The organism is Acinetobacter sp. Tol 5, from assembly GCF_019702905.1.
GTDB lineage: Bacteria > Pseudomonadota > Gammaproteobacteria > Pseudomonadales > Moraxellaceae > Acinetobacter > Acinetobacter bereziniae.
Genome location: NZ_AP024708.1, coordinates 1,560,762 through 1,587,663 on the forward strand (window position 1 = coordinate 1,560,762; position 26,902 = coordinate 1,587,663).

Genomic DNA, 26,902 nt, shown 5'->3' on the forward strand with positions numbered 1-26,902 from the left:
CAGGAAGTTACTATGTCTTTTAAACCACAGGGCAAACATTTGATTGCTGGACAATGGGTTGCAACTGAGCAGACATTTGTCAGCCAGCCCATTGAAGGTCCTACTTATCATTTTTCAGTGGGAAATATTGAATTGGTCAATCAAGCATGTGAAGCTGCGGAGGATGCCTTTTGGAGTTATGGTTACTCAACAGTCGAACAACGCGCTTTATTTTTAAATACCATTGCAGATGAAATAGAGGTACGTGCAGATGCAATTACCGAAATCGCTAAGCAAGAAACTGGCTTACCGATTGCACGTTTGCAAGGTGAGCGTGGGCGTACAGTTGGACAACTTCGCCTTTTTGCAGCACATATTTTAAAAAAGGATTTTCTGGATCGCCGTCATGATGTTGCACTGCCTGAAAGACAGCCTTTGCCACGTCCAGAGCTACGTCTTATCCAACGTCCTATTGGTCCTGTTGTTGTATTTGGTGCATCCAATTTCCCCTTGGCATTTTCTACCGCAGGTGGAGACACCGCATCAGCTTTAGCGGCGGGATGTCCAGTGATCGTTAAAGGTCATGAGGCTCATCCTGGGACAGGAGAAATCATTGCTGAAGCCATTCATCATGCGGTTCAAAAATGTGGACTACATCAGGGGGTATTTAATTTTGTCCAAGGTGGAACATACGAGATCGGACAAGCACTGGTGCAGCATCCATTGATTAAAGCTGTAGGTTTCACAGGTTCGCTACGTGGTGGTCGCGCTTTATTTGATCTGTGTGTTACACGTCCAGAACCGATTCCATTCTTTGGTGAGTTAGGCTCAATCAATCCGATGTTTATATTGCCAAGTGCAATCGAAAATCGTGGCGAGGACATTGCTAAAGCTTGGGCAGACTCTTTGACCTTGGGTGCAGGACAATTTTGTACCAATCCCGGTGTGGTTGTTTCGATTGAAGGAGAACTTACCCAGCTATTTATTCAAACGGCAACCACAATGCTCTCTTCAATCAAATCACAAACTATGCTTAGTAAGCATATTGCAGCTTGTTATCACACAGCAGTGAAACGTTTTGCCGAGACCCAAGGTCTCAATCAATGCCTGATTGCATCAGAAGAAATTCGTCAGGCATCACCGTCAATGTTTACGACGACAGGTCAAGAATGGCTAAAAAATATTGATTTAGCCGAAGAAGTATTTGGTCCATTGGGATTGATTGTAGTGGTTAAAAATGAACAGGAAATGATGCAAATTGCAAAATCTCTACAAGGACAAATCACTTGCACAATTCATCTTGATGAAAAAGATAAATCGTTGGCAAAGATGTTATTGCCTGTGCTTGAACGTAAGGCAGGTCGTATTCTTGTCAATGGCATGCCAACAGGTGTAGAGGTTTGTGATGCAATGGTGCACGGGGGACCTTATCCAGCTTCGACTAATTTTGGCGCGACTTCTGTTGGGACAATGGCAATTCGCCGGTTTTTAAGACCCGTGAGTTATCAGAATATTCCAGAAGACATGCTTCCTAATGATTATCTATAAATAAAAATGAAGCTTTTAATCGGACGCGAAGGATCAATATTGGCAACAAATACTGAATAAAACCAAGGATCGTGTTTTATTCAGCTGTGATGAATAATTAATTTATTCAGATCAATTCAACACAATCGAAAAACTCTCATCTCTATTCATGATGAATCAGGGATTGGAGAAACTCATACTTAAAAAAAGGAATTAAACATGAAAAAAACTGCATGGATTGTTGGAACAGCGATTTTTATTGTCTCTCAAATTGCTTCAGCACTTGAGTTTCATGGCTATATGCGCGCTGGAATGGGAGCAACAGAGGATGGAAAAACACAAGAATGTTTTAAACTGACTGGCGCATCTTCAAAGTATCGTTTGGGGAATGAATGTGAGCAATATGCAGAATTGTTTGCTAAACAAAATCTTATAAAGTTAAAAGATAACTCAGAACTCAGTATAAATGGCATGCTTCAATTTTATAACCAATATGGGCAGACTTTAAGCTTTAATGATGACAATGGTTTTGCGCGATTAAATCAAATTTATTTAGATTGGCGCAATGTATCTTATCTGAATGGAGCGAATTTATGGGCAGGGCGACGTTTTTACAATCGTAGCGATATCCATATGTCTGATTTGTTTTATTGGAATCAAAGTGGTACAGGTTTTGGTATTGATGATTATAAAATCAATGATTTATCATTTAGTTATGTATTTTCAAGAAAAGATAACGTATTCCAAAAATCTTATGTAAATCGACATGATCTTACTGTTAAAGGTTTCGAGTGGACACCTAAAAATAAACTCAATACAGGGCTTTCTTTGATTGATGCAGATCAACTAGGTTGGTCACTCACTGTACAAAATATCACCTCAGATGTTTTAAATGGTAAAAATACCTTGGTCTTACAATATGGTGAAGGTGCGGGTGTGGGGCTGAGTTATACAGGAGATCCGACACTTGAACGTGACAATACATCACTGCGTTTCATTGAGGCGTTGGACTGGGAGTCAAACAATAAGAAACTCAATGGACAAGCCTTGGCACTTTATCAAAAAGATCAATTTAAGGATCAAGATAACCGTGATTGGATCTCATTGGGTTCACGAGTTGCCTATGTGGTTCAAGATCACTTTAAGGTTTCCACGGAAATTGGTTATGACCAGATCAAACAAAATGATCAAACACGTAACTTAACTAAACTTACACTTGCGCCAACATGGTCGATAAAAGGTACAGGGTATTATGACCGTCCAGAACTACGTCTGTATTATACCTATGCGTTTTGGAATGATGAAGAACAAAAATTACGAGCTTTGACCCAGCCCAATAGTCGTTTTCAAAATCTAAGCAATGGGTCGAATTTTGGAGCACAGTTGGAATATTGGTGGTAATCGACTTCTTTTATACAGTGCAGTGGATATTTTAAAAAATATTCACTTTCGCTGTGTAAAGGATGAGGCAGATCGATAACGTCATAAAAGGACATCATGATGAAAGCATTGGTACTAGAGGAAAAAGCAAAACTTCAAATTCGAGACATTGATATCAATGAAAGTTTAGGTGCGCAGGATGTACGGATTAAAATCTCGAAAGTTGGGATTTGTGGCAGTGACATTCATTACTATCAACATGGACGTATTGGTGATTTTATTGTCAAAGCACCAATGGTTCTTGGACATGAAGCCAGTGGCATCGTGACTGAGGTTGGGAGAGAAGTCAGCCATCTGCGTGTCGGAGATCGGGTATGTATGGAGCCAGGCGTTTTTGAACATGACTCCTCAGAAGCAATACAAGGTCATTACCACTTAGATCCCAACATTAAATTTTGGGCAACACCTCCTGTGCATGGTGTATTACGTGAAACGGTGATACATCCTGCACATTTAAGCTTTAAATTGCCAGATCATGTCAGTCTTGAAGAGGGGGCGATGGTTGAACCATTGGCTTCAGGTGTGCATGTGGCATGCAAAGTTGAAATTTCACCGGGTGATGTTGCCGTGGTTTCTGGTGCAGGAACAATAGGTGCATTAATGGCGCTTACTTTACTTGCTTCAGGCTGTAGTCAGGTCATCATCACCGATGTTAAACAGGAAAAACTTGATTTTTTAATACAGCATTATGGTCAACGTTTAATTCCTTGTAATGTCATTCATCAAGATTTAATACGATGTAGCCAACATCATTTTCCAAATGGAGCAGATTTATTTATAGATTGCAGTGGGAATCCAGATGCTATTGCTGTTGCACCCGCATGCCTAAAGCCATCTGGTAAAATAGTTTTTGTAGGTATGCCTCAAAAACCTGTACCGATAGATATCGTTGCCTTGCAAGTGAAAGAAATCGAATGTATTTCAATCTTTCGCTATGTCAATAATTATGACCGAGCACTGGCTTTAATTGCATCAGGGCAAGTTGATGTAAAGCCATTAATTTCGAAACGTTTTCATTTCAATGAAAGTATAAGTGCCTTTGACTTTGCAATATCTGCGCCTCCAGATGTCATTAAAGTGATGATCGACTGTGATGATCCAATGGACATTCGGCAAACAGAGTAAGTATCGTCATATTGGATGATTACATCGTCGATATCACCTTGTTTTTATCGTGTTGGTGCTTGGCTTATAAATCGTGCTGTTAAGATAAATCTGACAGTCAATGCAATGGGATAAAATGGTCAAATCATATTGGAACCAATACATAACCAGAGTTCAATATAAAAAAGCCTTAGTGTTTTTAATATATTGTTTATTAATATAAAATATTAGAACATAGGGCTTCCCCATGGATAATATTACTGGATTATTTGGTATAATTTTTGCAAAAGTTGAAAGCTATTTTACGTAATTTATCCATTCGCCATAACTCAATTTTGTGGATTAAAGTAATTTCGAGGAATAGCCACTTGATTTGACAAGTTAAAAAGGAACTATGAAAGTTCTGTCGCATTACTTATATATTTTTGGCTCCCCTTATAGGCTAAATTATGAATCCTGCATGTCAACAGACCCTAATTTATCGATGATGTTTGATATGGCTTGATTAAAATAACCTGAGTTCGAAGAAATATTTTAGCCATTTAGCATATTTCGGAAAGTTGGCTTATTCGGATTCAAGCAATAAGCGACTACAGCAGCCATCATATTCACCATAAAGTTATTCACTGAACGATGACGTGAATGTTCAAGTTGATGTAAATTTTTCAACTGATCATTCACTGTTTCGATTAGTCCTCTTTTGCAAAGCAGTTGTTTTTCTTCTTCCGTTCGAATGGGCTTATTTTTCATATTGCGGCGTGTAGGCTTCAATAGCTTTAATCCTCTTTTCGCTAAAGCATCAGTTTTTGCTTTGCTCAAATAACCTTTATCTCCGAGTAAAATCCCTTTTAGCTCTTGAGTCAGAGATTCCAATACAGCAACATCATGAACATTTCCTGATGTAAGTTTTAGATTAATGATTTCACCTAAATGATTGATTACCATATGCAATTTAAGCCCATAAATACAAAATAATTCGGTAATATAATCCATAGAAAAGCCTTGTGTTGTAATTTTTGTCTTTAGAACCAGAATATTACTAGCATAAGGCTTTTTTTTATAATTATTTTTTGATCGAACTCAGGTTAAAATATTTTCCAGCATTGAAAATCACTTCTTTAGACTATTTTCGCAAAAATCTAATACCTAGCATGTCGCTCATTCTTTGATCATTGAAGTCGCTGAATCAATACAACTCTTGATCATCATTCGATGAAGTCTTATTTTTAAGCTAACTATAAAAAAAGAATATAGGGAGCTGTATTTTTTGTTATATTTAATTTATTGATATTAAATAATAATTTTTAATTTTTTTACTAAAATTCTGATTGAAATATGTTTTATTCATATGTTTTAAACTATTGTGTAATTTAGTACATATGATTTTTTAAATTTTTATATAAAAATCAATAGTTTGTTTTGCATTTTTTTCTATTCTTTTGGGTGTTTATTGAGCGGTATTGAGTCGCATGTAATGATTTGTTCGCATTCACATTTAATGTGTCGCAGTTAACAAATAATACATATCATGGGATTTAGTATGAATATTCTTAAAAAATTAACACTTTCTTTACTGTTGGGCACAGGGTATATCGCAACTGCACAAGCGGCTGTTACTGGTCAGGTAGATGTTAAACTCAATGTTTCAACAGGTTGTACTGTAGAAGGCTCTACAGTTGCAGGCAGTATCAACCAGTTTGGTACATTGGATTTCGGAAAAACATCGGGCAATTGGGACAACATCCTGACTGCACAAGTTGCAGCTTCAGCAACGGGCAGTCATCTCAATGTAAAATGCGACAGTACGACACCTGTTAACTTTACCGTAGCGATTGATGGTGGGCAACGCGCTGATCGTAGTCTTAAACATACAACAGGTACAGACTTAGTCAGCTATAACGTATACCGTGATGCGGCACGTACAACGGCCTATGCAATCAATACACCGCAAAGCTTTAGCGCTGCTTCTGGCGTATCTGAACAGGTGCCAATTTTTGGTGCGATTGCTGCAAATAGCGGTACAGCAAAAGCACAAGGCGACTATCAAGATACTTTATTGGTGACTGTTAATTTCTAATCCGTATACGTAACAGTGAGCAGATTTGTTATGCGTAACAAATCTGCCTAGAGGAGGAGCGTATGCATCTATTTTTGAAACAATGTTTGGGGTTTCTAACTTGTGGTTTTATTGCAATGTTTGTACATGCAGGGCAGTTGGGTGCCAAGCTCAAATTGCAGATAGAACTTGAACCATCTTGTCAGGTGAATAACCAACCCATGAATAGTGGATCAAATGGGTTAAATCTAGGTCAATTGGATTTCGGCGAAACAATGGCTTCATTTAATCACGTTATTGAGACTCGCTTAACTAATGCTTCTGGTTCAGGTCTAACGATTCAATGTTTGACTAATTCGCCAATCAAAATCACTTTCGGAAATGGTCAAAATGATGGGCAAGTGCCATTGTCTTTCCGTACAAATTACTTCCGCGCAATGAGTAATGGCACCGATTATCTTGCTTACAACATTTTATATGGAAGTAATAGAGATGTGCTTAGACCAAATCAATTCATTACTTTGAATAACAATGGTCAACCACAGACACTTGATTTAATTGGGCAGACTGTCAATAACGGACAGCCAGTTTCTCTGGGTTATTATACCGATACGATTCCAATTACTATTGAATTTTAAAGAAAAATCATGAAAAAAATAGCTTTGAGTATTCTACTGATGTTGAATGCAGCGGGTGCTTACTCACAAACTACAGCCACTTTTCAGGTTCAAGCGACCATAGAAAAAGGGTGTGAGCTGAGCAAAGTTGAACAGTTAATTGATTTTGGTCGTCATCCTGTGATATCGCAGGATAAACTTTTGTGGGGTGGATCAAATACTGCACAAAGTTGGAATATTCGTTGTACTGATCAATTGCCTGTAAAAATTATGTTGAGTAGTGGAGATTACTTTTCAAATTCCTCTCGACGGATGAAACATGCTCAAGAAAATGAGTTTATATCTTATCAACTATATCGAGATACTAATATGCTGAGTGAGTATGTAAGTGGAAATGCCTACACACTTACCCCAACAACTGTTTCAGATCCGCTATTGAATTTTTCTGTATACGCTTTTGCAGATTTAGATAACAACAATCAACCACGATCGGCTGGACTTTATAAAGATATGGTCGCAATAACGATTACTTGGTGATGACATGAACGTATATAAAATGAAATTATGGTCAGGCAGAACATTATCTGCTGTATTTGTGTCGATAATGGCTTCATCTGTATTTGCCCAAGCGACTTTTTTGATTTGGCCCATTTATCCAAAAATTGAAGCAAACGAAAAAGCATCAGCAGTATGGTTAGAAAATACTGGGAAATCTGATGCAATGGTTCAAGTTCGAGTCTTTAAATGGGATCAAACGGATCAGCAAGATTCCTACCAAGAGCAAACTGAAATCATCCCAAGTCCGCCAGTCGCCAAAATAAAGGCGGGTGAAAAACATATGTTGCGATTAACGAGAGCGATCAACACGATTGCTGGAAAAGAAGATGCTTATCGAATCGTAGTTGATGAATTGCCCATTAAATTGGATTCAAATTCAGATCAGAATACGTCCACTGTAAGTTTTCAGATGCGTTATTCCATTCCGCTTTTTGCTTATGGAAATGGATTGGGGAGTGGTTTGAGTGAAAGCTCACAAAAAATAAATGCCAAAAATACATTGGCAAAGCCGATATTGAGCTGGTGGATTAAAAACAACCCACAAGGTGTACCAGAGCTTTATATTCAAAATAAAGGAATGAAATTCTCTCGGCTTTCGGGTATTCAGTTGAGTCCCAATTCAGAGCAAATCGTACTCGGGAAAGCAGCCTTTGGATATATCTTGGCAAACAGTACGATGAAATTTGAGTTGGATCAGTCAGTATTTACGCGTTTAAATCAGCAGAATACTTTGTATGGTGTAGATACCTCAGGTGCTAAACAAGATCTCATTGAAATGAAAAAAGAAGGAGGGCAGTAATGCGCTATATCTCCGACTCAAATCCACCTTCTTTTTTATGCAGAAGTCTCGCACTTATTTTGATGTCTAATCTTCCTGCATTTGCAACGCATGTATATGCAAATAGTTTACCACCACCACCGAAAGATGTTTCTGAAGTCAATGGGCTGTTTAAACTTTATTTAGACTTAGTCGTCAATCAGCATGCAACTCAACAGGTGGTTCCTGTGATTGTTAAGGGCGATTATTATTTTATTCAACAGTCTAAATTAGATGAATTGGAAATCAAAATCCCACTTCAAAATATAGACAGCCAGCCTGAAACAATACTGACTGATTTAGAGATTTTTACATTAGGGTTTTCAGGGAAGGCATCAGACTGGGTTGCCTTAAACCAAATCCCTGAACTGAAATATGATTACAATTCAGCAAAACAGTATTTTAGTGTGGATATACCTGCCAGTTGGATGCCTGTGCAAATGCGAGGACAGGATTCTTGGTTTAAGGCACAAACAGCAGAGTCTGGAACAGGTTTACTGAATAACTACGATTTTTATAGTTATCGTCCTGAGAAGGGGGGAAATAGTACATCACTATTTACTGAACAGCGTTTTTTCTCTCCTTATGGTGTACTGAAAAATACCGGTATTTATCAAAAAACAGATTTAAAATCTATTGTAAATGACTCGAAACTTAATCATGATGGCTATCGACGTTATGATACGACTTGGCAATATGATGATCCAACCACGGTATTGTCCTATTTAGCAGGCGATGTCACGACTGGCAATAAAAACGCTTGGGGGAGTTCTGTTCGCTTAGGTGGCTTACAAATTCAACGTAATTTTGGTACACGACCAGATTTGATTACTTATCCTTTGCCACAGTTTAAAGGAGAGGCGGCATTACCGAGTACAGTTGATTTACTGATTAATGGGCAAAAAACCAGCACTTCTGAAATACAATCTGGACCTTTTATTTTAAATAATATGCCTTTTATCAATGGTAAAGGCGAAGCTGTGATTGTGACGACTGATAGTGTAGGGCGTCAGGTATCTACTGCAGTTCCATTTTATGTTTCAAATACTTTGCTTAAACCTGGACTATTGGACTATTCATTATCCTTAGGGCAGATTAGAGAAGATTATGGAATAAAGAATTCTTCATACGGTAAATTTGCAAGTTCTGCCGATGCGCGTTATGGCGTAAATGACTGGTTAACCACTGAGGGGCGTGTAGAATTTTCAAATGCTCTTCGATTGGCTGGCGTTGGTTCAGTCATGAAACTTAAGCATTTTGGAGTGTTGAGCAGTTCTGTTTCTCAGAGTTGGGCTGACCGTGAATTAAACCGTTTTGAAAATAAAAATCTCAATGGAAATCAATATACATTGGGCTATAGCTATAATCAGAAACGTTTTGGTTTTGGTTTAAATCATTCTCAGCGTGACAAAGAATATGCTGATCTTTCAAAGCTTCAATACAGCAATTTGATTTCTGCAAATAGTACCAAAAATTGGGTAGCGAATACTTATTTTGCAACTGAAAACTCAGGTAGTTTTGGTGTTGCTTATATCCGTTCCAAAACCAATGATATTGAAAATAAATTAATGAATTTATCTTGGGCACCGATCTTACCTTCTTACATGCGCGGTGCAACTGTATCGTTAAGTGCTAGTCGTGACTTTGTTGAAAAAGATTGGAGTGCTGCATTTCAATTATCGGTACCCTTATCAAAACGCAATACCTCAACAAGTTTAGGTTACAGTAAACAGTCAAATGGAGACTATGGTTATATTAATTTTAACCAGAATATTCCAATGGGCGGTGGTTTTGGATTTGATGTGAGTCGACGTTACAATGAAAATAGCGATGATTTTAATCAGGCACGTGTAAGTTACCGTAACCGATATGTGAATACTGATGTTGGTATGTCAGGGGATAAAAATTATAACTACTGGTTAGGTCTAACAGGTTCAGTCATTTTAATGTCTGGAGACATATTTGCTTCAAATCGACTTGGACAATCCTTTGCTTTAATTGATACCAATAAAGTCGCTGATGTACCCGTACATTATGAAAATAATCTGATTGGACAGAGTAATTCTAAAGGTTACATTTTTGTACCCACTGTGACCCCTTATTACGCTGCTAAATACACTATTAATCCAATTAATTTAGCTTCTAACTACAATACAACTCAGGTTGAAAAACGGATTGCTGCAAAACTAGGCTCTGGTGTCGTTGTGAAATTCCCAATCAAACAGTCTTATGCTGCGAATGTTTATCTGGTTCAGGAAAATGGACAGCCGATTCCTGTCGGTGCCGTGGTTCATCGCGCTGATCATGAGTCGAGCTATGTGGGCATGGATGGGATTGCGTATCTTGAAAATTTAAAAGCTGAAAATAGCATCAGTATTCAACTATCAGATCAAAAACTCTGTAAAGCTAACTTTTTATTGGATCTCAAACAAGCACAACAGCAAATTGCTGTTGTTAAGCCTGTTGTTTGCCATGAGGTTGTACAACCATGATCTTTAATATAAAAACCTTTAATTTAAAAAAATTGATACCCACCAGTATCTTTATCACTGGGTTGATGCTTATGTCTAGTCAGAGCCAAGCGATTTGTTCAGTTAATTCCAGTGGAAATACCAGTATGGGAAATATTTCATCGATCAGTTTGCTGGAAAATGGGACACAATCCAATCAATTTAGTGCAGGCTTATCATGTGTAGGTTTTAGCTTAGCAGCAGCGAATAGAACCTATTTAAAATATATGGTGAGTGAAATGCCGACCAATTTTATTAATGACCAAACAGGTGAGGTTCTGATCGTCAATTATTTGGATATCAATAATAGTCCGATTGTTGTCGGTGAAGAACGAGATCTGAGTACTTTTTCATTGATTAATATTTTTTCCTCAGTTGATGGTTCATTACCATTTTATGCGAAAATAACACCTGGACAATCTATGCCTCCAGGAACATATAGAGCCAGTACACCTTTCAAAGTAAAGTGGTATTATTCTGTGCCTTTTCTTGCTGTAGGTGGAATAGGATTTTTTGAGGAAAGCCCTGGTTTCTATCGCGGTGTCTTTGGGGCTGGAATGAGTTGGGGTTCGGGACGTGATGCATCTCTGAACCTTAGAATTAATGTTTTACCAGATTGTCGTATTTCGACCAATGATATTAACTTTGGAACAGCTGCATTTGCCAATGAGTTTGAACCTGTACAGACTTCTATGGGTATTCGTTGCTCAGCAAAAACACCTTATATGGTGAGTTTGGATGATGGTTTATATCTACAAAATGGGTTTCAGCGTGCCATGAAGTCAAATAGTGGAAATAATTTTTTACTTTATGAAATTTATAAAAACTCAACGACTGAGCGATGGGGGAATTGGGGCAGTGAACGATGGTCAAGTGCCAATGCAACAACCAATGCTGGTAATTATGATGCAATAACGCAACAAGGATATGCATTTACAGCAAAAGTGCTTGATTTTAATCCAGATAACTTACCTGCAGGTAACTATAGCGATAAATTAACTGTTAAGGTCGAATTTTAAGATGAAAACCCCAAGATTAATTTATGAATAGATAAGTCATATTATCTGTATGATATGACTGATTATACTTAGAGCAGATTTAAATTTTTATTTAAAGCGCTGCTCTAATTGTGATTGGTAATTAAATTATATAATAATTAATAAATAAAATAAATTTTTAAACAATATATCTATCAGTTTTATAATGAACCCTTATTTTTGGTTAAGATTGTCTTGCTGATAAATAAATGTTCCATATGTGTTTTTAAATATTAGATGGTTCTAAATATTTCTTGAATTTTGGATGTAGGTATTGTTGTTTAAAGAGGAACTATTGTGCGTGCTTATGCATATTTTAGAACTGATGAGGTCTCAAAGGAGGATTTTAATTATGTTGATTATCTTAAAAAGTATGGTTATGAAATTCCAAAAAATAGATTTATTTTTGAGCAGGTAAAGATCGGGATACCATTAAAATTTAGACAAAAGTTAATTATATTAATTAATTATACACTTGAAAGTGGAGATCTTTTAATCATTGATGGAATAGATTCATTAGGAAGTGATTTTAAAGAAATATATTCAAATGTCAGTACTATTTTTAAAAAGGGGATACGTTTAGTGTGTTTAGAGTTTTCAAAAAAAGAAATAAAAGGAGATGTTAAAAAAATATTCTTCCATTTTTTAAAAATGTGTTCTGATTTTGATCGAAAAGTTAAACTCGAAAAAATGGGCGGGCGTAAAAAGATAAATAAAATAGGTCGACCCGAGATATTAACTAAAAAGAAGAAAAAAGAAATTATAGAAAAATTTAAAAATGGGCACAGTGTATATGCTTTAGCTCGACAATACGCTGTAGCTAGATCGGTTATTCAACGACTACTTTCTCAGGCAACTGCAAATATTAATTATGAGGATTAAAATGAAAAAGAAAACCAAAATAAATCGTTTAGTAAGAGCTAGGCATAAAGACAATATAGAAAAAACTATGGCTGTTCAATTAAGATATCATTTTAATAAAAATCCTTGGGTAAGTGATAAAATTCATCAAATTGAGATTTACTCTGTAGATGGTCTGATTAAGTATAAGGTTTTAAATGTTGCTTATGAGGGAAGGCGTATTACTTTTTTATATGGTTCTCTCACATATGCTGTTGATTTGAGAAATTAATTTTATATTTAACTTCTTTGATCAAAACATTTGTGTGTTGAGTGATATAAATATCGAAGGTAACTTCTCTCGATGAGAGAAGTTTAGGATAAAAGGAAAATTCATAATAAAAGCTACTATAAAAGTAAACGCATGAAGCCCTATAACCAAATGACGACATTCATTTGGTTATTTTAAAACTTAAAACCCATTATTCCAATGTTCTAAGTGGGTGCATACCATCGACCATGCCCATAAAGGGTGGATAGATGGAGTATCCTACTAGTGCCTGAAGGGTAGGTGAAAGCGATTTTACAGTCTCTTTTGATAGCTCAAGCAAATAGTTCTCTTGCTGTCGTAAATAAGCCTCACAGTACTGATGTGTCACCGCTAAGCGAGGTGCTTTGGTCTGGTTTTCTCCTCCACCATGCCATGTTGTACCCAGAAAAAACAATACAGAGCCTGCTGGCATTACAGCAGATATTGCTGCTGATCTTTGAGCAATTTGATCGTCACCCCAACAATGACTTTTCGGCACAACCACTGTCGCTCCATTGTGTTCAGTAAAGTCATCAATTGCCCAAATTGTTGCTGCACCGAGTGCTTTTCTAGGGCGAGGTAGGCGATAGAATGCATCATCATAATGTAAATGTTGTGCTGACTCTTCTGGAAGAATATTGATCATTTGGCTTTGTGAAAGTAGAAAGCCTGGTTCAAACAAACGATCCATTAAACCTAGAATTTGTGGGTGTACTGCAAGTTGATCAGTGATGCGCGTTTTAGCGAGGACATTATATACACGTTGTGTTTGCAGTCCCTCGAATGAATTTCGTCCTTTTCGCTCAAGCAAGGCATATGCTTCTTGTTTAATTGCTTGGCAGCTTTCTTGAGAAATTAAACTTTTGATAATGACATAGCCATCGCGCATCAATTTTTCGAAATCTTGATCAATTTCGGCTGTATTTCGCTCCGAACCTGTCTGTAACTGACGATATGTTTGTGCTTGATCACGCTGTTGATATTCATGAATATTGAATTGCTTCATCCTTCAAAACTCCCTTTTTGATGTTCCTTAAAACAAAATATTGATGCTCAGTATTTAGTTCAGTTTTTTATTCATAACTACTTTGGATGTATGGGGTGTTGGGATAGGTTCAAGTTGTAAAGTATTGCTGATCAGTAACCAAAGCTGTTCCAACAATGTTGTATCCGATGGCTTTTGCTCTGTAAGCAAAGCTTGATCTATGGCAAGGCGTAAGCCACCCATTAACATGGCTACTGTGATTTCAGGATCAAGAGTAAGAGGAATTAGTCCTAACTTTTGCCCTTGAGCAATATTGCGAACACCTTGTTCGATTAAAGCTTGGATATGTGCACGTTCGATATCGAGTACTTCAGGTTCACGAGCAAGACGACCTGCAATCAAGGGCGCTAAAGGATGACTATAAAAATAATCAATGATTGCTTTGGTACGTGCCTTTTCTCTTTCACGCCACTCAAGGTCTATTGAAATCCCGTTACCTAAAGCAATTTCTCTGAGTGGTTCATAAAATTGGTCAACAACTGCAGCGATTAAACCTGTTTTGGAACCAAAGTGGTGATAGGTGAGTCCTACAGAGCTATTTGCTCGTTTAGCAATCGCACTAATTTCCATATGACCATTGTTTGCGATTAACTCTTGTTCTGCCGCAGCAATGAGACGAAGGTAAGTGTCCATCTTTTTATCAGTCATTTTTTGTTCTTTAAAAATTGAATTGAATTCAATTTAGTTTGATTTTAGAAATAGATCAAGCCAATAGCCGTTATTTCTTAATTACATTTTTGTAATACACTAAAGCTTAATAGGTCTAGAAAAATGATCAGTCCTGTTGAATAGCGATGAGTCAATGATTAAATAGATCGGTTTCTTTATAATTTCTGGAAAGAAAGGAGAATAAGTACCCAAGCTATACATAGAGAATGTCTAGGCTTGTATGACGAACAAATGTTTGTTGTGTATTTATTTTGATGAAATGATGATTAGTCTTAGAATCTATATGACGCACTTTATATGAGTCGTAGTTGAGTTACTGTGATGCAATTTAATTCGACTTAGAGTCTATTGACACTTCGCTGTTGCAAGCATCTGTGAAGTGTCAACAGACTTTATCTATTTTCAAAATGCATAAGCCATATCTAAAGCGGTTTTAGCAATAAAATGGTGTTAGGGCTTGTGAATTTTTGTGCTAAATTGACTCTTCAAGAATGATCAGTTAGGTTGATTTTGTCTTGCTTCGTTTTGTTGAGAGAATCTTTACCCCAATTAAACTTTTGAGCACAGATGCCAAGAGCAACAATAAATACCGCAAGAAGGGTTGTATAGGAAACCTCTTTAAAATAAGTTCCTTCAATGACCATCGTAATTAAAGCAACAACAATAAAAATGATCACCACATAGGTTAGCCAAGGAAAGAACCACATTTTGAATGGAATTTCTTTTCCTTCAGCTTCAAGTTTTTTACGCAGTTTTAACTGTGAAATCGCGATAACGAGGTAGACATATAACGAAACGGTACCTGTTGCTAGCATAAGAACGTCATAAATATTCATACTTTCTGTTGCAGTTAGATATGCAGCAATAATTGAAAATATACTTGAAAAGATGACCCCAATCCAAGGACTATTATTGCGATTCGTTGATGCGAAACTTTTGGGCGCATCACCACGTTTTGAAAGGGAATACATCATCCGTGAACAGGTGTATAACGCAGAGTTAAAGCAACTACATACAGAGGTTAAAACGACAAAATTGACAATATGTCTAGCTTCTGGGATACCAAGCGCAGTTAAAGTTACACTGTATGTTCCCCAAGTCGGGTCTTTGAGTAAAGGGTTATTGTAAGGAATCAAACAAACAGTAATGAACATTGAACCAACGTAGAATAATATGATTCGCCATACAATTGAGTTTGATGCTTTTCGAATTTCTTTCGCAGGGTTATTTGTCTCGGCAGCTGCAACAGTGACAATTTCTGCACCCATGTAAGCAAACATAACACCAAGTAATGCCGTGATCACGGCTGAAAATCCATTGGGCATAAATTCATTAGAAGTCAAATGAGTAACACCACCTAGCATAGAGGCATCACCCCAAGGCCAAAGGTGTAAAACTGCTAAACTTCCGATCACCAAGAAGAGGACAATCGCAACTACTTTAATCATGGCAAACCAGAATTCAAACTCACCATAGTTTTTGACATTGCGTAAATTTACCCATACTAGGCTTATTGTCACCAGTAACATATAGCCCCAAATCGGAATAAATGGAAACCAACTATTAAGGATCTTTCCCGCAACAAATGCTTCCCAACCCATTAATAAAGTCCAAAATGACCAATATAACCACCCGATAGAAAATCCTGCCCAACGACCAATTCCTCGGTCTGCATAGGTTGAAAATGATCCACTGTCTGGGTTGAGTACAGCCATTTCACCTAACATTCTCATAATTAAAAGAACGAGAAGCCCTCCTAATGAGTAGGCTATAAGCGCAGCGGGCCCTGTGGAATAAATCACACTTCCTGAACCTATAAATAAAGCGGCGCCTATTACTCCAGCAATTGAAATCATTGTAAGATGACGTGGCTTTAGTCCACTTTTTAGACCTTGAGATGAATCATCTATTGAGTTAGGTTGATTTGTTATCATATTATTTCCCTTAATATTCTTTATATGGTTGCAAGGTATTGCTGTCTCCATCCTTGAACTACTTATCCATTGAAGCGATGACTGATGGCTTAAGTATCGACTTAAAATTTAGCCAGCTTAAAATGTGATAACACTACTGTTTGCTTGAGTGGTAACTGCTGCTATCTGATTGTTTTAAGCTATAGTGTTGGTAATCTCTCTTTTTTGTTATGAGGTGACTAGAGCCATTTTTTATGTATTTAAAGGAGCCAATTTATTTAAATAATGAAAAGTGTATTAAAAAACGAATTAGGCAGCGCATGAATAGAAAATTTATAAAGAGATTTTTTAAAGCTGAATTATGATTAAAATACTGAGTTACGATTATTTCTTAATTTAAAGTTTGAATACCTGCATCACGTAAACATTCTAATAAGATACCGAAAGCAATCAGTATCTTTTGTTCATTGACACAAGCAAAACCAAGCAATAGCCCCTTATGCTGGGTAGAATATTGTTTGGTGTAATATTGAGAAAGGGCTCGAACTTTTACGCCTTTCTCTAAGGCATTTGCAGCAATCAATACATCATTACTGTCACTTGGTAATTTTAAAATAAGGTGCAAACCCGCTGCTGTATTGTATTCGTGAAGAAAATTTTGTCCCAGATGCCTATGGATTAAGTCAACCAAGAAGGCATGGCGTTTACTGTATAGAAGGCGCATCCTGCGAATATGTGCTTCATAATGCCCTTCACGAATAAACTCAGCCAATATGGTCTGATCTAGTAAATGACCTCCTCGATACAATTCTGCGGCAGCCACTCGTAAAGGTGAAAATAGTTTTTTAGGGACAACCAGATAACCTATACGTAATGCAGGGTAAATTGTTTTACTGAATGTTCCCATATAAATGACGGGAGAATCATCTTCTAGACCTTGTAAAGAGGGATAAGGTTGTCCTGAAAATCTGAATTCACTGTCATAATCATCTTCGATAATCCAACTTTTGTGCTGACGAGCAAATGCGATGAGCTGCTTGCGTCGTTCAAGGCTCAAATGTGATCCCAAAGGATATTGATGCGAAGGCGTGACAAAGATTAACTTTGGCGATTCTTTAACATCAAGGTCAGGAATAATGCCATGTTGATCCACAGGCAGAGCACGTATGTGAACACCATTGATGCGTAAAATATTACGAATTCCCCAATAGGCAGGGTCTTCAATCCAGACATCATCTCCTAAATCACTTAAGGTACGTGAAACTAAATCAATGGCTTGATGTGTGCCTTCGGTAATGATGATTTGATCTGCATCACACTGCACAGACCGTGCAATCGTAAGATATTCGGCAAGTGCTTGACGTAATTCAATAGATCCACCTTCATTACTGTAAATCAATTGACTAACACTGGGTTCACGGCTTAAACGGGTCTGGATTCGACTGAATATATGATGCGGAAATTCGGTTACGTCGGGTGCACCTGGAACAAAAGCTCCCCATTGATAAGGAGATGCTGCCGAATAACCGACCAGATAAGAACCTCTTTGAGATAGGTTATAGGACTCGTTTTGTTTATTTTCTTCAGTGAGGCAAATGTTATTTTCTGCTTTTATCAAGAAGGATTCGGGTATTTTTTCTGCAATCCAAGTCCCTTGCCCTGTGCGGGCTTCAACATATCCTTGTGCTCTTAATTGTTCATAAGCACTTAACACTGTATTACGTGAGACTTTTATTTCTTTTGCAAGATCTCGTGATGCGGGTAAGCGAGTCTTGGGAGCAAGGACACCCTGAATAATGGCATTGCGCAAACAGCGAAAAACACGCAATTGTAGTGTTCCTTCAACATCTTGCTGCAAGCGTTGTAGTAAATAATCTCCAAGTAAGCTTTGCAAATTGGCTCTCTCCCAAAAATAAAAAGTGGCTCTCGCGAGCATAATATCAGCGATGCAAAATAATGAGATTAGGTCAATGCTCTGCGTATTTTTCTTAACAATCACGGCAAATATGATTTTTTTATATGTCAGAGCATATACAGACTTTTTGAGAAAAGCAAAAAATCTGAGCTTAATTTTTAGTAACACAGATTGTGTTATTAAAAACATGAGGCAATCAATTTATAGGTCCATTACTCAAAATGAATCACTTTTGCTGAGGCAAGGAAATGCAACAGCAGATAAAAAATAGGAATAAATAATGAACACTTTATCGCAATGTTTCTTAAAGCAACGGCTAATCGCGAAGGCTATGAAGCAAGATCTAAAACAGCAAGTCTATTCAAGGCAAGATTTTATTAATCCCACTAAAAGGCAGGATATTTTTCCTGTTGGATAAAATTCAATTTTGATTATTGAGAATGATTGAAACTCGAAATTCTAATTTTATAAATAATTTGATTTAAACATATTTTCATTAGGGAACTTTTATGACGTCACCACATTTTTTTATAAAGTTATTTGTATTGGTAAACAGTGCTGCATTAGTCACTATTCCAACTCTAGCAAAAGCGGAAATCGTGTCATGGGGCAATGCAGATACAAATTTAGGTAAACTTACGGTATCAGGATGGGTGAGGGCGAATTATCAGGATAAAGATTATTCTGATAATGACCACAAATTAAAATTCAATGCAGCCAAAATTGACTTGAAATATGATGCAAAACAATTTTATGGAAATGTGGAGTATCGTTGTTATCAAGAAGATACTTTGTGTGATTTTTCAACACTCGTGAACGCGAATTTAGGATATAAACTGACTGCTGATAGTCGAATCACGGTTGGTCTACAAGACATGCCTTTTGGTATTAGTCGATTTTGGACGAGCAGTTGGTATGGTAGTTCTCTGGATAATGTAGGGCTAGAAGACACTCATAATCTAGGGATAAATTGGCAGCAACAACTTGGACAAAATACTCGCTTAGATTTGGCTTATTTTGCTCGAGATGGGGGAAATTATGGAGGTCTTGGGGGCGCTGCTCGCTATTCTGCAAACTATGTTAAGCCTGATAATCCAAGTCTCGATGATACGATTAAAGAAAAAAATATGTGGGTGGCTAGAGTTAATCAAAAAATTCCACTAGATAGTTCTCCAATAAAACTGAATGTAGGAGGATCTTATTGGTATTCCGATTTAGAAAACAACAATGGACGAACAGGTCATCGAAATGCATGGAATATTTTTAGTCATTTAAATTATCAAAAGGCAAATTTGACAGTGACAGCTGGGCAGAATCGCGCCAAGAATGAATCTTTGGTTGAACCAAACTATACAACAGTAGGTTCATTCGAATCAAAATATTATGTGGCGAACAAAGCTAATTATTATGTCGCAAATTTTGATTATCACATTGATGATTTTTATAAAGACTATGATTTATCACCCTATATCAGCTATGCAGTGTTTGATAAAGATCAATCAGGTTTTGCGACATCTTTCCGAACTATTTTGGGGGCTCAATTGGATATTCATCAGTTTTCGTTAGTTACTGAATATATCATGGGCAAAAATGATGTATTTATTGGGGGAGATGCGAATTCTTTGGCTAAAGGGGATTTTGCTGGGAATAGTAAGTTGTTGAATTTATTGTTTATCTATAAATTCTAATTTTAAAGTTATAAACTTATTTTTAATATAAGCCAACAAAAATAATCCTTCTGCCTAAATCGTTTAGGGAGAAGGCGCTTTCAATATCTAAATGCTTCACTGTTCATACTTATCTTAATTCATAATAGCTCAACAAAAAAGCATCTATAAACAGATACTTTTTTGTTCAGAGCTTCGCAATTGATTAACTTTAAAACTTTATACATCTCTGAAAAATTATAAATTGGTTCTCTTTAACTCACCCAAAGTGGCTCTCGTCTCTTATTGCTAAAAGTGCAAAATTGGATCAATGACCTGCATCTCATCAACCATATGATCGAGATACTAAGATTTACCATTTATGAATGAAAAATAATGAGGTATGACATGAGTAGTAAGCACATTTCAATAAATACACGTAAACAACAAGCAACACCTCGAGGTGTTGGTGTGATGTGTCAATGGTATGCTGAAAAAGCTGAAAATGCGACAATCTGGGACATGGAGGGTAATCAATTTATTGATTTCGCTGGAGGAATCGGTGTATTAAATACAGGGCATCGCCATCCCAAAGTTATTAGTGCTGTTACTGAACAACTATCAAAATTCACCCATACCGCATATCAAGTTGTACCTTATGAAAGTTATGTCTCTCTTGCTGAGCATATCAATGAACGTGCACCAATTAATGGCAAGGCAAAATGTGCATTCTTTTCAACAGGGGCGGAAGCTGTAGAGAATGCAATAAAAATTGCCCGTTCATTCACTCAGCGTCATGGCATTATTACTTTTAGCAATGCTTTTCATGGTCGTTCATTTATGACCATGGCAATGACAGGTAAGACCGCGCCTTATAAAAGTGACTTTGGTTTAATGCCTGGAGGCGTCTTTCATGCACGTTATCCATCCGAGTTGAAAGGTATAACGGTAGATGATGCGATTCGAAGCATTGAAGATATTTTTGCAGAGGATATTGCTGCACATGATGTTGCAGCGATCGTACTTGAGCCTGTACAAGGCGAAGGCGGTTTTAACGTAGTGCCTGCTGAATTTTTAAAGCGTTTACGTTCCTTGTGTGACCTACACGGTATTTTACTGATCGCTGATGAAGTGCAGTCTGGTTTTGCGCGTACAGGTAAATTATTTGCGATGAACCACTATGAAACGAAAGCAGATTTAATCACCATGGCAAAAAGTCTGGGTGGTGGTTTTCCAATTTCTGGTGTTGTAGGGCGAGCAGATGTCATGGACGCTCCAAATCCTGGGGGGCTAGGTGGGACTTATGCTGGAAGCCCAATAGGTGTGGCTGCAGCACTTGCTGTTCTAGATGTGATTGAAAGTGAAGACTTGTGTAATCGTGCAAATGTATTAGGGGCAGAGTTAGTTGCACTTCTAAATACGATTAAAGCGACAACACATATGATTACAGATATTCGTGCACTTGGATCCATGATTGCAGTTGAATTAGAGACAGCTGAACAAGCCAAAATCATACAAAGTTATGCAATGGAAAATGGTTTATTGATTTTGACTTGTGGTCGTCATGGTAATGCGATTCGTTTCTTATATCCATTAACGATTCCTGCTACACAATTTAGCCAAGCATTGAATATTTTAAAACAAGGATTTGCAAACTTAATTGCATCATAAGCAAAAGGACTTGAAATGCTTCAAAATCACTTAAGATATTTATTACAGCATTCAGACGTTTGTTTCGAAATGCCTAAAGATGGCTGTTATATCGAAGTCAAAGATGCTGCAACACATCAATCATTAGCATGGATAAAAGCTTACAATCGTGAGGCTGTAGAGGACGTTATTACGCGTTCACAAACAGCACAAACGACTTGGAAAGCTCAAACAGCATTACAGCGCGCGGATATACTTTGGAATTGGTATAAATTAATCATAGATAATCAAGAGCATTTAGCGCAGATATTAACTGCTGAACAAGGCAAACCTTTGGCAGAGGCACGAGGTGAAATTGCTTATGCAGCATCGTTTATTCGATGGTTTGCAGAGCAAGCGCGCCGTATTGACGGTAATGTGCTTACACCAACGCAATCACATCAACGTTTATTGGTTATTAAACAGGCTATTGGTGTGACTGCAGCAATAACTCCTTGGAATTTTCCAGCAGCAATGATTACACGAAAAGCAGCTCCTGCTTTAGCCGCAGGTTGCTCTATGATCGTGAAGCCTGCTGAGCAAACGCCTTTAACTGCCTATGCTTTGGAAGTTTTAGCAGTTCAGGCAGGTTTACCACACGATGTATTACTTCATATCAGTGGTGATGCGATTGAAGTTGGTAAAATGCTGTGTGAAAGTGCCACTGTAAAAAAACTCAGTTTTACAGGTTCGACACAAGTGGGGCGTATTTTAATGCAACAATGCGCACCAACAATTAAAAAACTGTCCCTTGAATTAGGTGGCAACGCCCCAGTTCTGGTTTTTGATGATGCAAATCTTGAACAAGCTGTTCAAGGTATTATGCAGAGCAAATTCCGTAATAGTGGTCAAACTTGTGTGTGCGCAAATCGTATTTATGTACAAGATGGGATATACGATCAATTGGCTGAAAAATTAACTGAAGCTGTCGCAAAGTTAAAAGTTGGTGATGGTCGCCTTGAGGGTTCAACCCAAGGTCCATTGATTGATGAGAAAGCTGTTGCTAAGGTGCAATCTCATATTCAGGATGCAGTCAGTAAAGGTGCCAAGATAAAAGTGGGTGGGCATCGTTCAGTTATAGGTGGAACTTTTTTTGAACCTACTGTTTTGACTGAAGTGACTCAGGATATGGATGTAGCGAAGGAGGAAACCTTTGGTCCTTTAGCACCATTGTTCCGCTTTAGTCATGAAGAACAAGCTGTGGCGATGGCGAATTATACTGAGTTTGGACTAGCAAGTTACTTATTTACGCAGAATACTGCACGTCAATGGCGTGTTGGTGAAGCACTTGAGTACGGTATGGTCGGGATAAATACCGGTCTTATTTCAAATGAAGTTGCACCATTTGGTGGGATTAAGCAATCAGGTTTGGGACGTGAAGGTTCTCAATTTGGGATTGATGAATACCTCGAAATGAAATATCTCTGTGTAGATTTATCGGTATAAGCAATTTTTATAGTAGACCTCTTTCATAAATCAAAAAATGATTATGTTAAACCAATTACATGGGTTTCGATTTATTCCAAGTCATGACTTGGAATAATCCCAACTTAAAGCAAATAAAAATCATGGACTCTATAAAGCTTTGTGTCCACATCATATATAAAATCATCACGATAAAGAACAAATCACACTAATTTTCATATGACCATTGTTTGCAATCAACTCTTGTTCAGCTGTAGCAATGAGACGAAAGTAAGTGTCCATCTTTTTATCAATCATTTTTGCTCTTTAAAAATTGAATTCAATTTGGTTTGATTTTAAAAAGAGATCAAGCCAATAGCACTTATTTCTTAATTACATTTTTGCAATACACTAAAGCTTAATAGGTCTAGAAAAATGATCAGTGATTATGAAAGAATAGCATCTTTCATGTGATATATATCTAATTGATCATGCTTATGCACTATTCAGTTAATATTATTTGATATGAAAATTAGAATTTTATTTCTAAAGGGTTGAGATTATAAATATTTTTATTAACTACCACTTACGGTATCTTAATTTAGAATCACAACAATAAAATTTAAAAAACTCTCATCAAAATTCAAAAATTAAGGATTAATTCATGAGTAAAATTGAATCTAGCCCTAAATTAGGGACTTTAAGCGCAGATTGTGTAAGAAATTTTACTGTCCATTTTAGACGTCCATATGAAATTGGTCGACCTTCTGATCGATATCATGGAGAGTTTGGGTTTGATTGGGTGCGTGATGAATATATCTATCCTTTGCTTAATATTGAAGGGAAAAAAGATACGGTTCTAATCGTTCCTAACTACAGTTCACTTTATCAAGTTATGTATAGTAATACGGATAGTACTTATCATCTTAAAGATAATTTTTCATATTTCCCATCTTGGCTTTATTTTTTTGCTTCAAATTATAAAGGAATATATGGCAGTGAGGAAATAAATAAAGATGGTGTATGTTTAGATATAGAAATTCATCAGCAATTTACTGACAAAAATGACCCAGGACTGATTGATGAAAAAGAACCTCTGACAGATAATGGAACTATTCTAAAGTTTCAGGCTTCGAGTAAGTTCATCACACTATCAACATTTAATAATAATCAAAATGCTCAGACAGTATTTGAAAATGAAAATAGTATTGAATATAAACCCTTATGTGAACCTTTAAGTAGCTTTATCAACACAAAACGAGAATTTAAAAAACTAGATGCTCGTGAAGACATAACAACAGTTAATGGTGAAACTGTTAAAAAAATTGTAGAAACCAATAGATATAGTTATAAAAAAAATAATGCAATTACAATTCGTTGTTCGGGTGCAGTATTAAAAAAGAATGAATACATTAAAGTTATCGCATCACGAAATGGATGCCCGGATAAAGAGGTTGGGGTGATATATATTGGTCAAAATTCTGCGATCAGCGTCATTAGTATGGTTGAAGTTGATGTTAAAGTTAAAGGAGAAATTTTAGAAAAACCCAAAAACTATGAGTGGGAACTTAAAAACAGATATTTTAATCAATCTCTGATGGTATTTAAGGTTGTGAAAAGAGAGCTTTTTGATTTAGATTTATTGTCAAAAACAGATCCAGAAGTCCGAAGTTTTGTAAAAAAATGGTGGGAAGATGAGATAAAGAGTAAATATGGCATCAAATATTTGGAAAATATAACTGGTGAAAATGAAATTAAGGAAAATAATTTAAAAAGAAAGAAAAAGTTTAATCTAACTGAGGCTATTTATACAGAATTTATTAGAGAGTTAAAAGAACTCTATTGGCGTAAAATGTGGGTAGAATTACGATCGCCATATAGTGATTTAGAAAGAAGAACATTTATTTTTTTCACACCGATTCGTATGAGAGCTGTACCACCTGAAAATCGAAACGATAACTGGGGTGGAATCTCAGGAAGTGCAAGTTTTAAAGCTTATCCAAGTCTAAACTATTTTAAAGGAGAACTTTCTAGTCAAGATGAATTTGATAATGCTATTGTTTTCTTTAAAGATGGTGTTGAACAAGGCTTTTTGGAAACGTATGCCCATGAGCTTGGTCATGCATTAGGATTAACGCATATTTTTGAATATGGGGAATTATTTGAATCGTATCAGGGGTATACAGATAATTTAATGGATTATGACTATACTACAAGTAATGCTATATCTAAGTTTAAAAATAGAGTAAATATATTATCTAAATATCAAATTGATAATATTCGTCTAAATCAACGTATTACAGGTATATTATGGATTTGGGTCGGAAAAGAGGCTAATTATTGAATTGTAAAGAAACACAAACAGGCTTATTTTTCCTCATAAGCCTGTTTTAAATTAGTGTGATTTGTTCCAAGTCATGACTTTAAATAATCCAAACATCAAGCAAATCCAAATTGGAATTAAAATGACGGACTCTTTAAAGCCTTGTGTCCACATGATATATAAAATCATCACGATAAAAGTCAAGACGAGATAATTACTGAAAGGCGAAAATAACGCAGGGAATTTAGTCTGAGTACCTTCTATCTGAGCTATTTTTTTAAACTTTAAATGGGTAAAACTGATAATTGCCCAATTTAAAACCAACGCAGCAACAGCCATATACATAAGATGGCTCAATGCTTGTTCAGGTATAAAATAATTCAGCAAAACGCAACCAAAAATAAGAACTGAGGAGAATACCACCGCAGGCACGGGTACGCCTTGTTGCGTTACTTTGGCAAAAATCATAGGTGCATTACCTTGAATAGCAAGTCCGTGGAGCATACGGCTATTGGCGTACATACCACTGTTATAAACAGAAAGTGCTGCGGTCAAAATAATAAAATTGAGCAGATGAGCTGCCCATTCAATACCAAGCTGACTAAAAATCATCACAAATGGACTTTTGTCCAAACCACCCAAATCAAGTTGATTCCATGGAATCAAAGACATGATGATGGCAAGAGAAGCGATATAGAAGATTAGGATTCTAAAAATCACTTGATTGATGGCTTTAGGAATACTTTTCTCAGGATTTTCTGCTTCAGCAGCAGTCATACCAATCAATTCAATACCACCAAAGGCAAACATTAAAAAGGCAAGCATATAAAATAACCCTGAAAATCCATGCGGGAAAAACCCGCCGTGTTGCCATAGGTTATTAAAACTTGCTGTTGAATCTGCGCCTGCTGTAAGTAATAAGTATAATCCAAACACAATCATTGAAATGACGGCAGTCACTTTGATAATGGCTAACCAAAATTCAGATTCACCATAAAACTTAACATTGCCTAAATTAAAGCCTGTAACCACGATAAAGAAAAATAAAGTGGATACCCATGCAGGTATATGTGGCCACCAATAATGGATGTATTTGGCGATTGCGGTGAGTTCAGTCATCGCGACTAAAATATAGACGACCCAATAATTCCAGCCAGATAAAAAGCCTGGAAATCTTCCCCAATATTTCTGTGAAAAATAACTAAAAGAACCAGCCACTGGCTCTTCTACAATCATTTCCCCCATTTGACGCATAATTAAAAATGCAATCAAACCCACGATGGCATAGCCCAAAATAATCGAAGGTCCAGCAGATTGGATGACTTGTGCAGAACCTAAAAATAGTCCAGTACCCACAGCGCCGCCCATAGCGATCAATTGGATATGACGATTTTTAAGTCCACGTTTTAATTGGGGAGAAGATTGGTTCAAAATACAATGCGCTGACTAAAAACGGGTATTGTAATAGATAGATGATCAGCCGCCTAGTTCGAAAATGCGCTC

General features: G+C 36.8%; 20 protein-coding genes and 2 pseudogenes. 16 read left to right on the forward strand and 6 right to left on the reverse strand.

Going from position 1 to position 26,902, the window contains the following annotated elements; all coding sequences use genetic code 11:
- The first annotated feature begins 12 nt into the window (after window positions 1–12).
- The 4 genes and pseudogenes from TOL5_RS07215 to TOL5_RS22715 form a co-directional block, all read left to right on the forward strand.
- Window positions 13–1,527, forward strand: coding sequence for an aldehyde dehydrogenase (NADP(+)) (locus tag TOL5_RS07215; RefSeq protein WP_121773889.1), 1,515 nt, complete (start codon window positions 13–15; stop codon window positions 1,525–1,527).
- Between the two features lie 198 nt (window positions 1,528–1,725).
- Complete coding sequence (locus TOL5_RS07220; RefSeq protein ID WP_121773888.1) at window positions 1,726–2,907, forward strand: maltoporin; 1,182 nt, start codon at window positions 1,726–1,728, stop codon at window positions 2,905–2,907.
- A gap of 99 nt (window positions 2,908–3,006) precedes the next feature.
- On the forward strand, window positions 3,007–4,071 hold the full coding sequence (locus tag TOL5_RS07225; protein WP_121773887.1) for an NAD(P)-dependent alcohol dehydrogenase: 1,065 nt from the start codon (window positions 3,007–3,009) through the stop codon (window positions 4,069–4,071).
- A gap of 312 nt (window positions 4,072–4,383) precedes the next feature.
- Window positions 4,384–4,491, forward strand: a pseudogene (locus TOL5_RS22715) (IS5/IS1182 family transposase); the annotation flags it as partial.
- 93 nt (window positions 4,492–4,584) lie between these two features.
- Here TOL5_RS22715 and TOL5_RS07235 read toward each other — a convergent pair.
- Window positions 4,585–5,013, reverse strand: a pseudogene (locus TOL5_RS07235) (IS982 family transposase); the annotation flags it as partial.
- Between the two features lie 577 nt (window positions 5,014–5,590).
- On the opposite strand from TOL5_RS07235, the gene TOL5_RS07240 reads away from it, so the two are divergent.
- The 8 genes from TOL5_RS07240 (at window position 5,591) to TOL5_RS07275 (ending at window position 12,777) form a co-directional block, all read left to right on the forward strand.
- Window positions 5,591–6,127 (forward strand): spore coat U domain-containing protein, encoded by a 537-nt coding sequence (locus TOL5_RS07240; RefSeq protein ID WP_035300341.1) that lies wholly within the window; start codon window positions 5,591–5,593, stop codon window positions 6,125–6,127.
- Between the two features lie 62 nt (window positions 6,128–6,189).
- A complete protein-coding gene (locus tag TOL5_RS07245) occupies window positions 6,190–6,744 on the forward strand; it encodes a spore coat protein U domain-containing protein (protein WP_121773886.1) in 555 nt (184 codons plus the stop codon).
- 9 nt (window positions 6,745–6,753) lie between these two features.
- Complete coding sequence (locus TOL5_RS07250; protein WP_035300338.1) at window positions 6,754–7,260, forward strand: spore coat U domain-containing protein; 507 nt, start codon at window positions 6,754–6,756, stop codon at window positions 7,258–7,260.
- Between the two features lie 4 nt (window positions 7,261–7,264).
- Entirely contained in the window at window positions 7,265–8,080 is an 816-nt protein-coding gene (locus TOL5_RS07255; RefSeq protein WP_121773885.1) for a molecular chaperone, read from the forward strand.
- On the forward strand, window positions 8,080–10,590 hold the full coding sequence (locus tag TOL5_RS07260; RefSeq protein WP_121773884.1) for a fimbria/pilus outer membrane usher protein: 2,511 nt from the start codon (window positions 8,080–8,082) through the stop codon (window positions 10,588–10,590). The genes TOL5_RS07255 and TOL5_RS07260 overlap by 1 nt, the downstream gene beginning before the upstream one ends.
- Window positions 10,587–11,627, forward strand: coding sequence for a spore coat U domain-containing protein (locus tag TOL5_RS07265; protein WP_009584571.1), 1,041 nt, complete (start codon window positions 10,587–10,589; stop codon window positions 11,625–11,627). The genes TOL5_RS07260 and TOL5_RS07265 overlap by 4 nt, the downstream gene beginning before the upstream one ends.
- Before the next feature lie 315 nt (window positions 11,628–11,942).
- Window positions 11,943–12,527, forward strand: a complete 585-nt coding sequence (locus tag TOL5_RS07270; protein WP_121773883.1) for a recombinase family protein — start codon at window positions 11,943–11,945, stop codon at window positions 12,525–12,527.
- A gap of 1 nt (window position 12,528) precedes the next feature.
- Window positions 12,529–12,777 carry a hypothetical protein gene (locus TOL5_RS07275; protein ID WP_004829055.1) on the forward strand — a complete coding sequence of 83 codons (249 nt, stop codon included), beginning with the start codon at window positions 12,529–12,531 and terminating at the stop codon, window positions 12,775–12,777.
- Between the two features lie 190 nt (window positions 12,778–12,967).
- Here the strand turns inward: TOL5_RS07275 and TOL5_RS07280 are convergent, their stop codons facing one another.
- The 4 genes from TOL5_RS07280 to TOL5_RS07295 form a co-directional block, all read right to left on the reverse strand.
- The gene (locus TOL5_RS07280) at window positions 12,968–13,801 is read right to left on the reverse strand and encodes a phytanoyl-CoA dioxygenase family protein (RefSeq protein ID WP_121773882.1); all 834 of its coding nucleotides are present in this window, start codon (window positions 13,799–13,801) and stop codon (window positions 12,968–12,970) included.
- A 54-nt stretch (window positions 13,802–13,855) separates the two neighbouring features.
- The gene (locus tag TOL5_RS07285; protein WP_042086608.1) at window positions 13,856–14,488 is read right to left on the reverse strand and encodes a TetR/AcrR family transcriptional regulator; all 633 of its coding nucleotides are present in this window, start codon (window positions 14,486–14,488) and stop codon (window positions 13,856–13,858) included.
- 506 nt (window positions 14,489–14,994) lie between these two features.
- A complete protein-coding gene (locus TOL5_RS07290; RefSeq protein WP_121773881.1) occupies window positions 14,995–16,443 on the reverse strand; it encodes an amino acid permease in 1,449 nt (482 codons plus the stop codon).
- A gap of 370 nt (window positions 16,444–16,813) precedes the next feature.
- Window positions 16,814–18,316 carry a PLP-dependent aminotransferase family protein gene (locus tag TOL5_RS07295; RefSeq protein ID WP_121773899.1) on the reverse strand — a complete coding sequence of 501 codons (1,503 nt, stop codon included), beginning with the start codon at window positions 18,314–18,316 and terminating at the stop codon, window positions 16,814–16,816.
- A gap of 530 nt (window positions 18,317–18,846) precedes the next feature.
- Here TOL5_RS07295 and TOL5_RS07300 point away from each other — a divergent pair.
- The 4 genes from TOL5_RS07300 (at window position 18,847) to TOL5_RS07320 (ending at window position 25,420) form a co-directional block, all read left to right on the forward strand.
- The gene (locus TOL5_RS07300) at window positions 18,847–20,025 is read left to right on the forward strand and encodes a hypothetical protein (RefSeq protein ID WP_121773880.1); all 1,179 of its coding nucleotides are present in this window, start codon (window positions 18,847–18,849) and stop codon (window positions 20,023–20,025) included.
- 366 nt (window positions 20,026–20,391) lie between these two features.
- Window positions 20,392–21,654 (forward strand): 4-aminobutyrate--2-oxoglutarate transaminase, encoded by a 1,263-nt coding sequence (gene gabT, locus TOL5_RS07305; RefSeq protein WP_121773879.1) that lies wholly within the window; start codon window positions 20,392–20,394, stop codon window positions 21,652–21,654.
- A gap of 15 nt (window positions 21,655–21,669) precedes the next feature.
- Window positions 21,670–23,118 carry an NAD-dependent succinate-semialdehyde dehydrogenase gene (locus TOL5_RS07310; RefSeq protein ID WP_198114686.1) on the forward strand — a complete coding sequence of 483 codons (1,449 nt, stop codon included), beginning with the start codon at window positions 21,670–21,672 and terminating at the stop codon, window positions 23,116–23,118.
- A gap of 622 nt (window positions 23,119–23,740) precedes the next feature.
- Window positions 23,741–25,420: a M43 family zinc metalloprotease gene (locus TOL5_RS07320; RefSeq protein WP_009584563.1), complete on the forward strand. Its 1,680-nt coding sequence runs from the start codon at window positions 23,741–23,743 to the stop codon at window positions 25,418–25,420.
- A 51-nt stretch (window positions 25,421–25,471) separates the two neighbouring features.
- On the opposite strand, the gene TOL5_RS07325 is transcribed toward TOL5_RS07320, so the two are convergent.
- Entirely contained in the window at window positions 25,472–26,830 is a 1,359-nt protein-coding gene (locus TOL5_RS07325; protein WP_121773877.1) for an amino acid permease, read from the reverse strand.
- Window positions 26,831–26,902: the final 72 nt, after the last annotated feature.

What these genes read in the sequence shown, in the direction of transcription:
- TOL5_RS07290 (WP_121773881.1), bottom strand. Translation starts at nt 16,443, where the DNA reads ATGATAACAAATCAACCTAACTCAATAGATGATTCATCTCAAGGTCTA.
- TOL5_RS07225 (WP_121773887.1), top strand. Translation starts at nt 3,007, where the DNA reads ATGAAAGCATTGGTACTAGAGGAAAAAGCAAAACTTCAAATTCGAGAC.
- gabT (WP_121773879.1), top strand. Translation starts at nt 20,392, where the DNA reads ATGAGTAGTAAGCACATTTCAATAAATACACGTAAACAACAAGCAACA.
- TOL5_RS07260 (WP_121773884.1), top strand. Translation starts at nt 8,080, where the DNA reads ATGCGCTATATCTCCGACTCAAATCCACCTTCTTTTTTATGCAGAAGT.
- TOL5_RS07310 (WP_198114686.1), top strand. Translation starts at nt 21,670, where the DNA reads ATGCTTCAAAATCACTTAAGATATTTATTACAGCATTCAGACGTTTGT.
- TOL5_RS07220 (WP_121773888.1), top strand. Translation starts at nt 1,726, where the DNA reads ATGAAAAAAACTGCATGGATTGTTGGAACAGCGATTTTTATTGTCTCT.
- TOL5_RS07280 (WP_121773882.1), bottom strand. Translation starts at nt 13,801, where the DNA reads ATGAAGCAATTCAATATTCATGAATATCAACAGCGTGATCAAGCACAA.
- TOL5_RS07245 (WP_121773886.1), top strand. Translation starts at nt 6,190, where the DNA reads ATGCATCTATTTTTGAAACAATGTTTGGGGTTTCTAACTTGTGGTTTT.
- TOL5_RS07300 (WP_121773880.1), top strand. Translation starts at nt 18,847, where the DNA reads ATGACGTCACCACATTTTTTTATAAAGTTATTTGTATTGGTAAACAGT.
- TOL5_RS07240 (WP_035300341.1), top strand. Translation starts at nt 5,591, where the DNA reads ATGAATATTCTTAAAAAATTAACACTTTCTTTACTGTTGGGCACAGGG.
- TOL5_RS07320 (WP_009584563.1), top strand. Translation starts at nt 23,741, where the DNA reads ATGAGTAAAATTGAATCTAGCCCTAAATTAGGGACTTTAAGCGCAGAT.
- TOL5_RS07255 (WP_121773885.1), top strand. Translation starts at nt 7,265, where the DNA reads ATGAACGTATATAAAATGAAATTATGGTCAGGCAGAACATTATCTGCT.
- TOL5_RS07215 (WP_121773889.1), top strand. Translation starts at nt 13, where the DNA reads ATGTCTTTTAAACCACAGGGCAAACATTTGATTGCTGGACAATGGGTT.
- TOL5_RS07250 (WP_035300338.1), top strand. Translation starts at nt 6,754, where the DNA reads ATGAAAAAAATAGCTTTGAGTATTCTACTGATGTTGAATGCAGCGGGT.
- TOL5_RS07285 (WP_042086608.1), bottom strand. Translation starts at nt 14,488, where the DNA reads ATGACTGATAAAAAGATGGACACTTACCTTCGTCTCATTGCTGCGGCA.
- TOL5_RS07265 (WP_009584571.1), top strand. Translation starts at nt 10,587, where the DNA reads ATGATCTTTAATATAAAAACCTTTAATTTAAAAAAATTGATACCCACC.
- TOL5_RS07275 (WP_004829055.1), top strand. Translation starts at nt 12,529, where the DNA reads ATGAAAAAGAAAACCAAAATAAATCGTTTAGTAAGAGCTAGGCATAAA.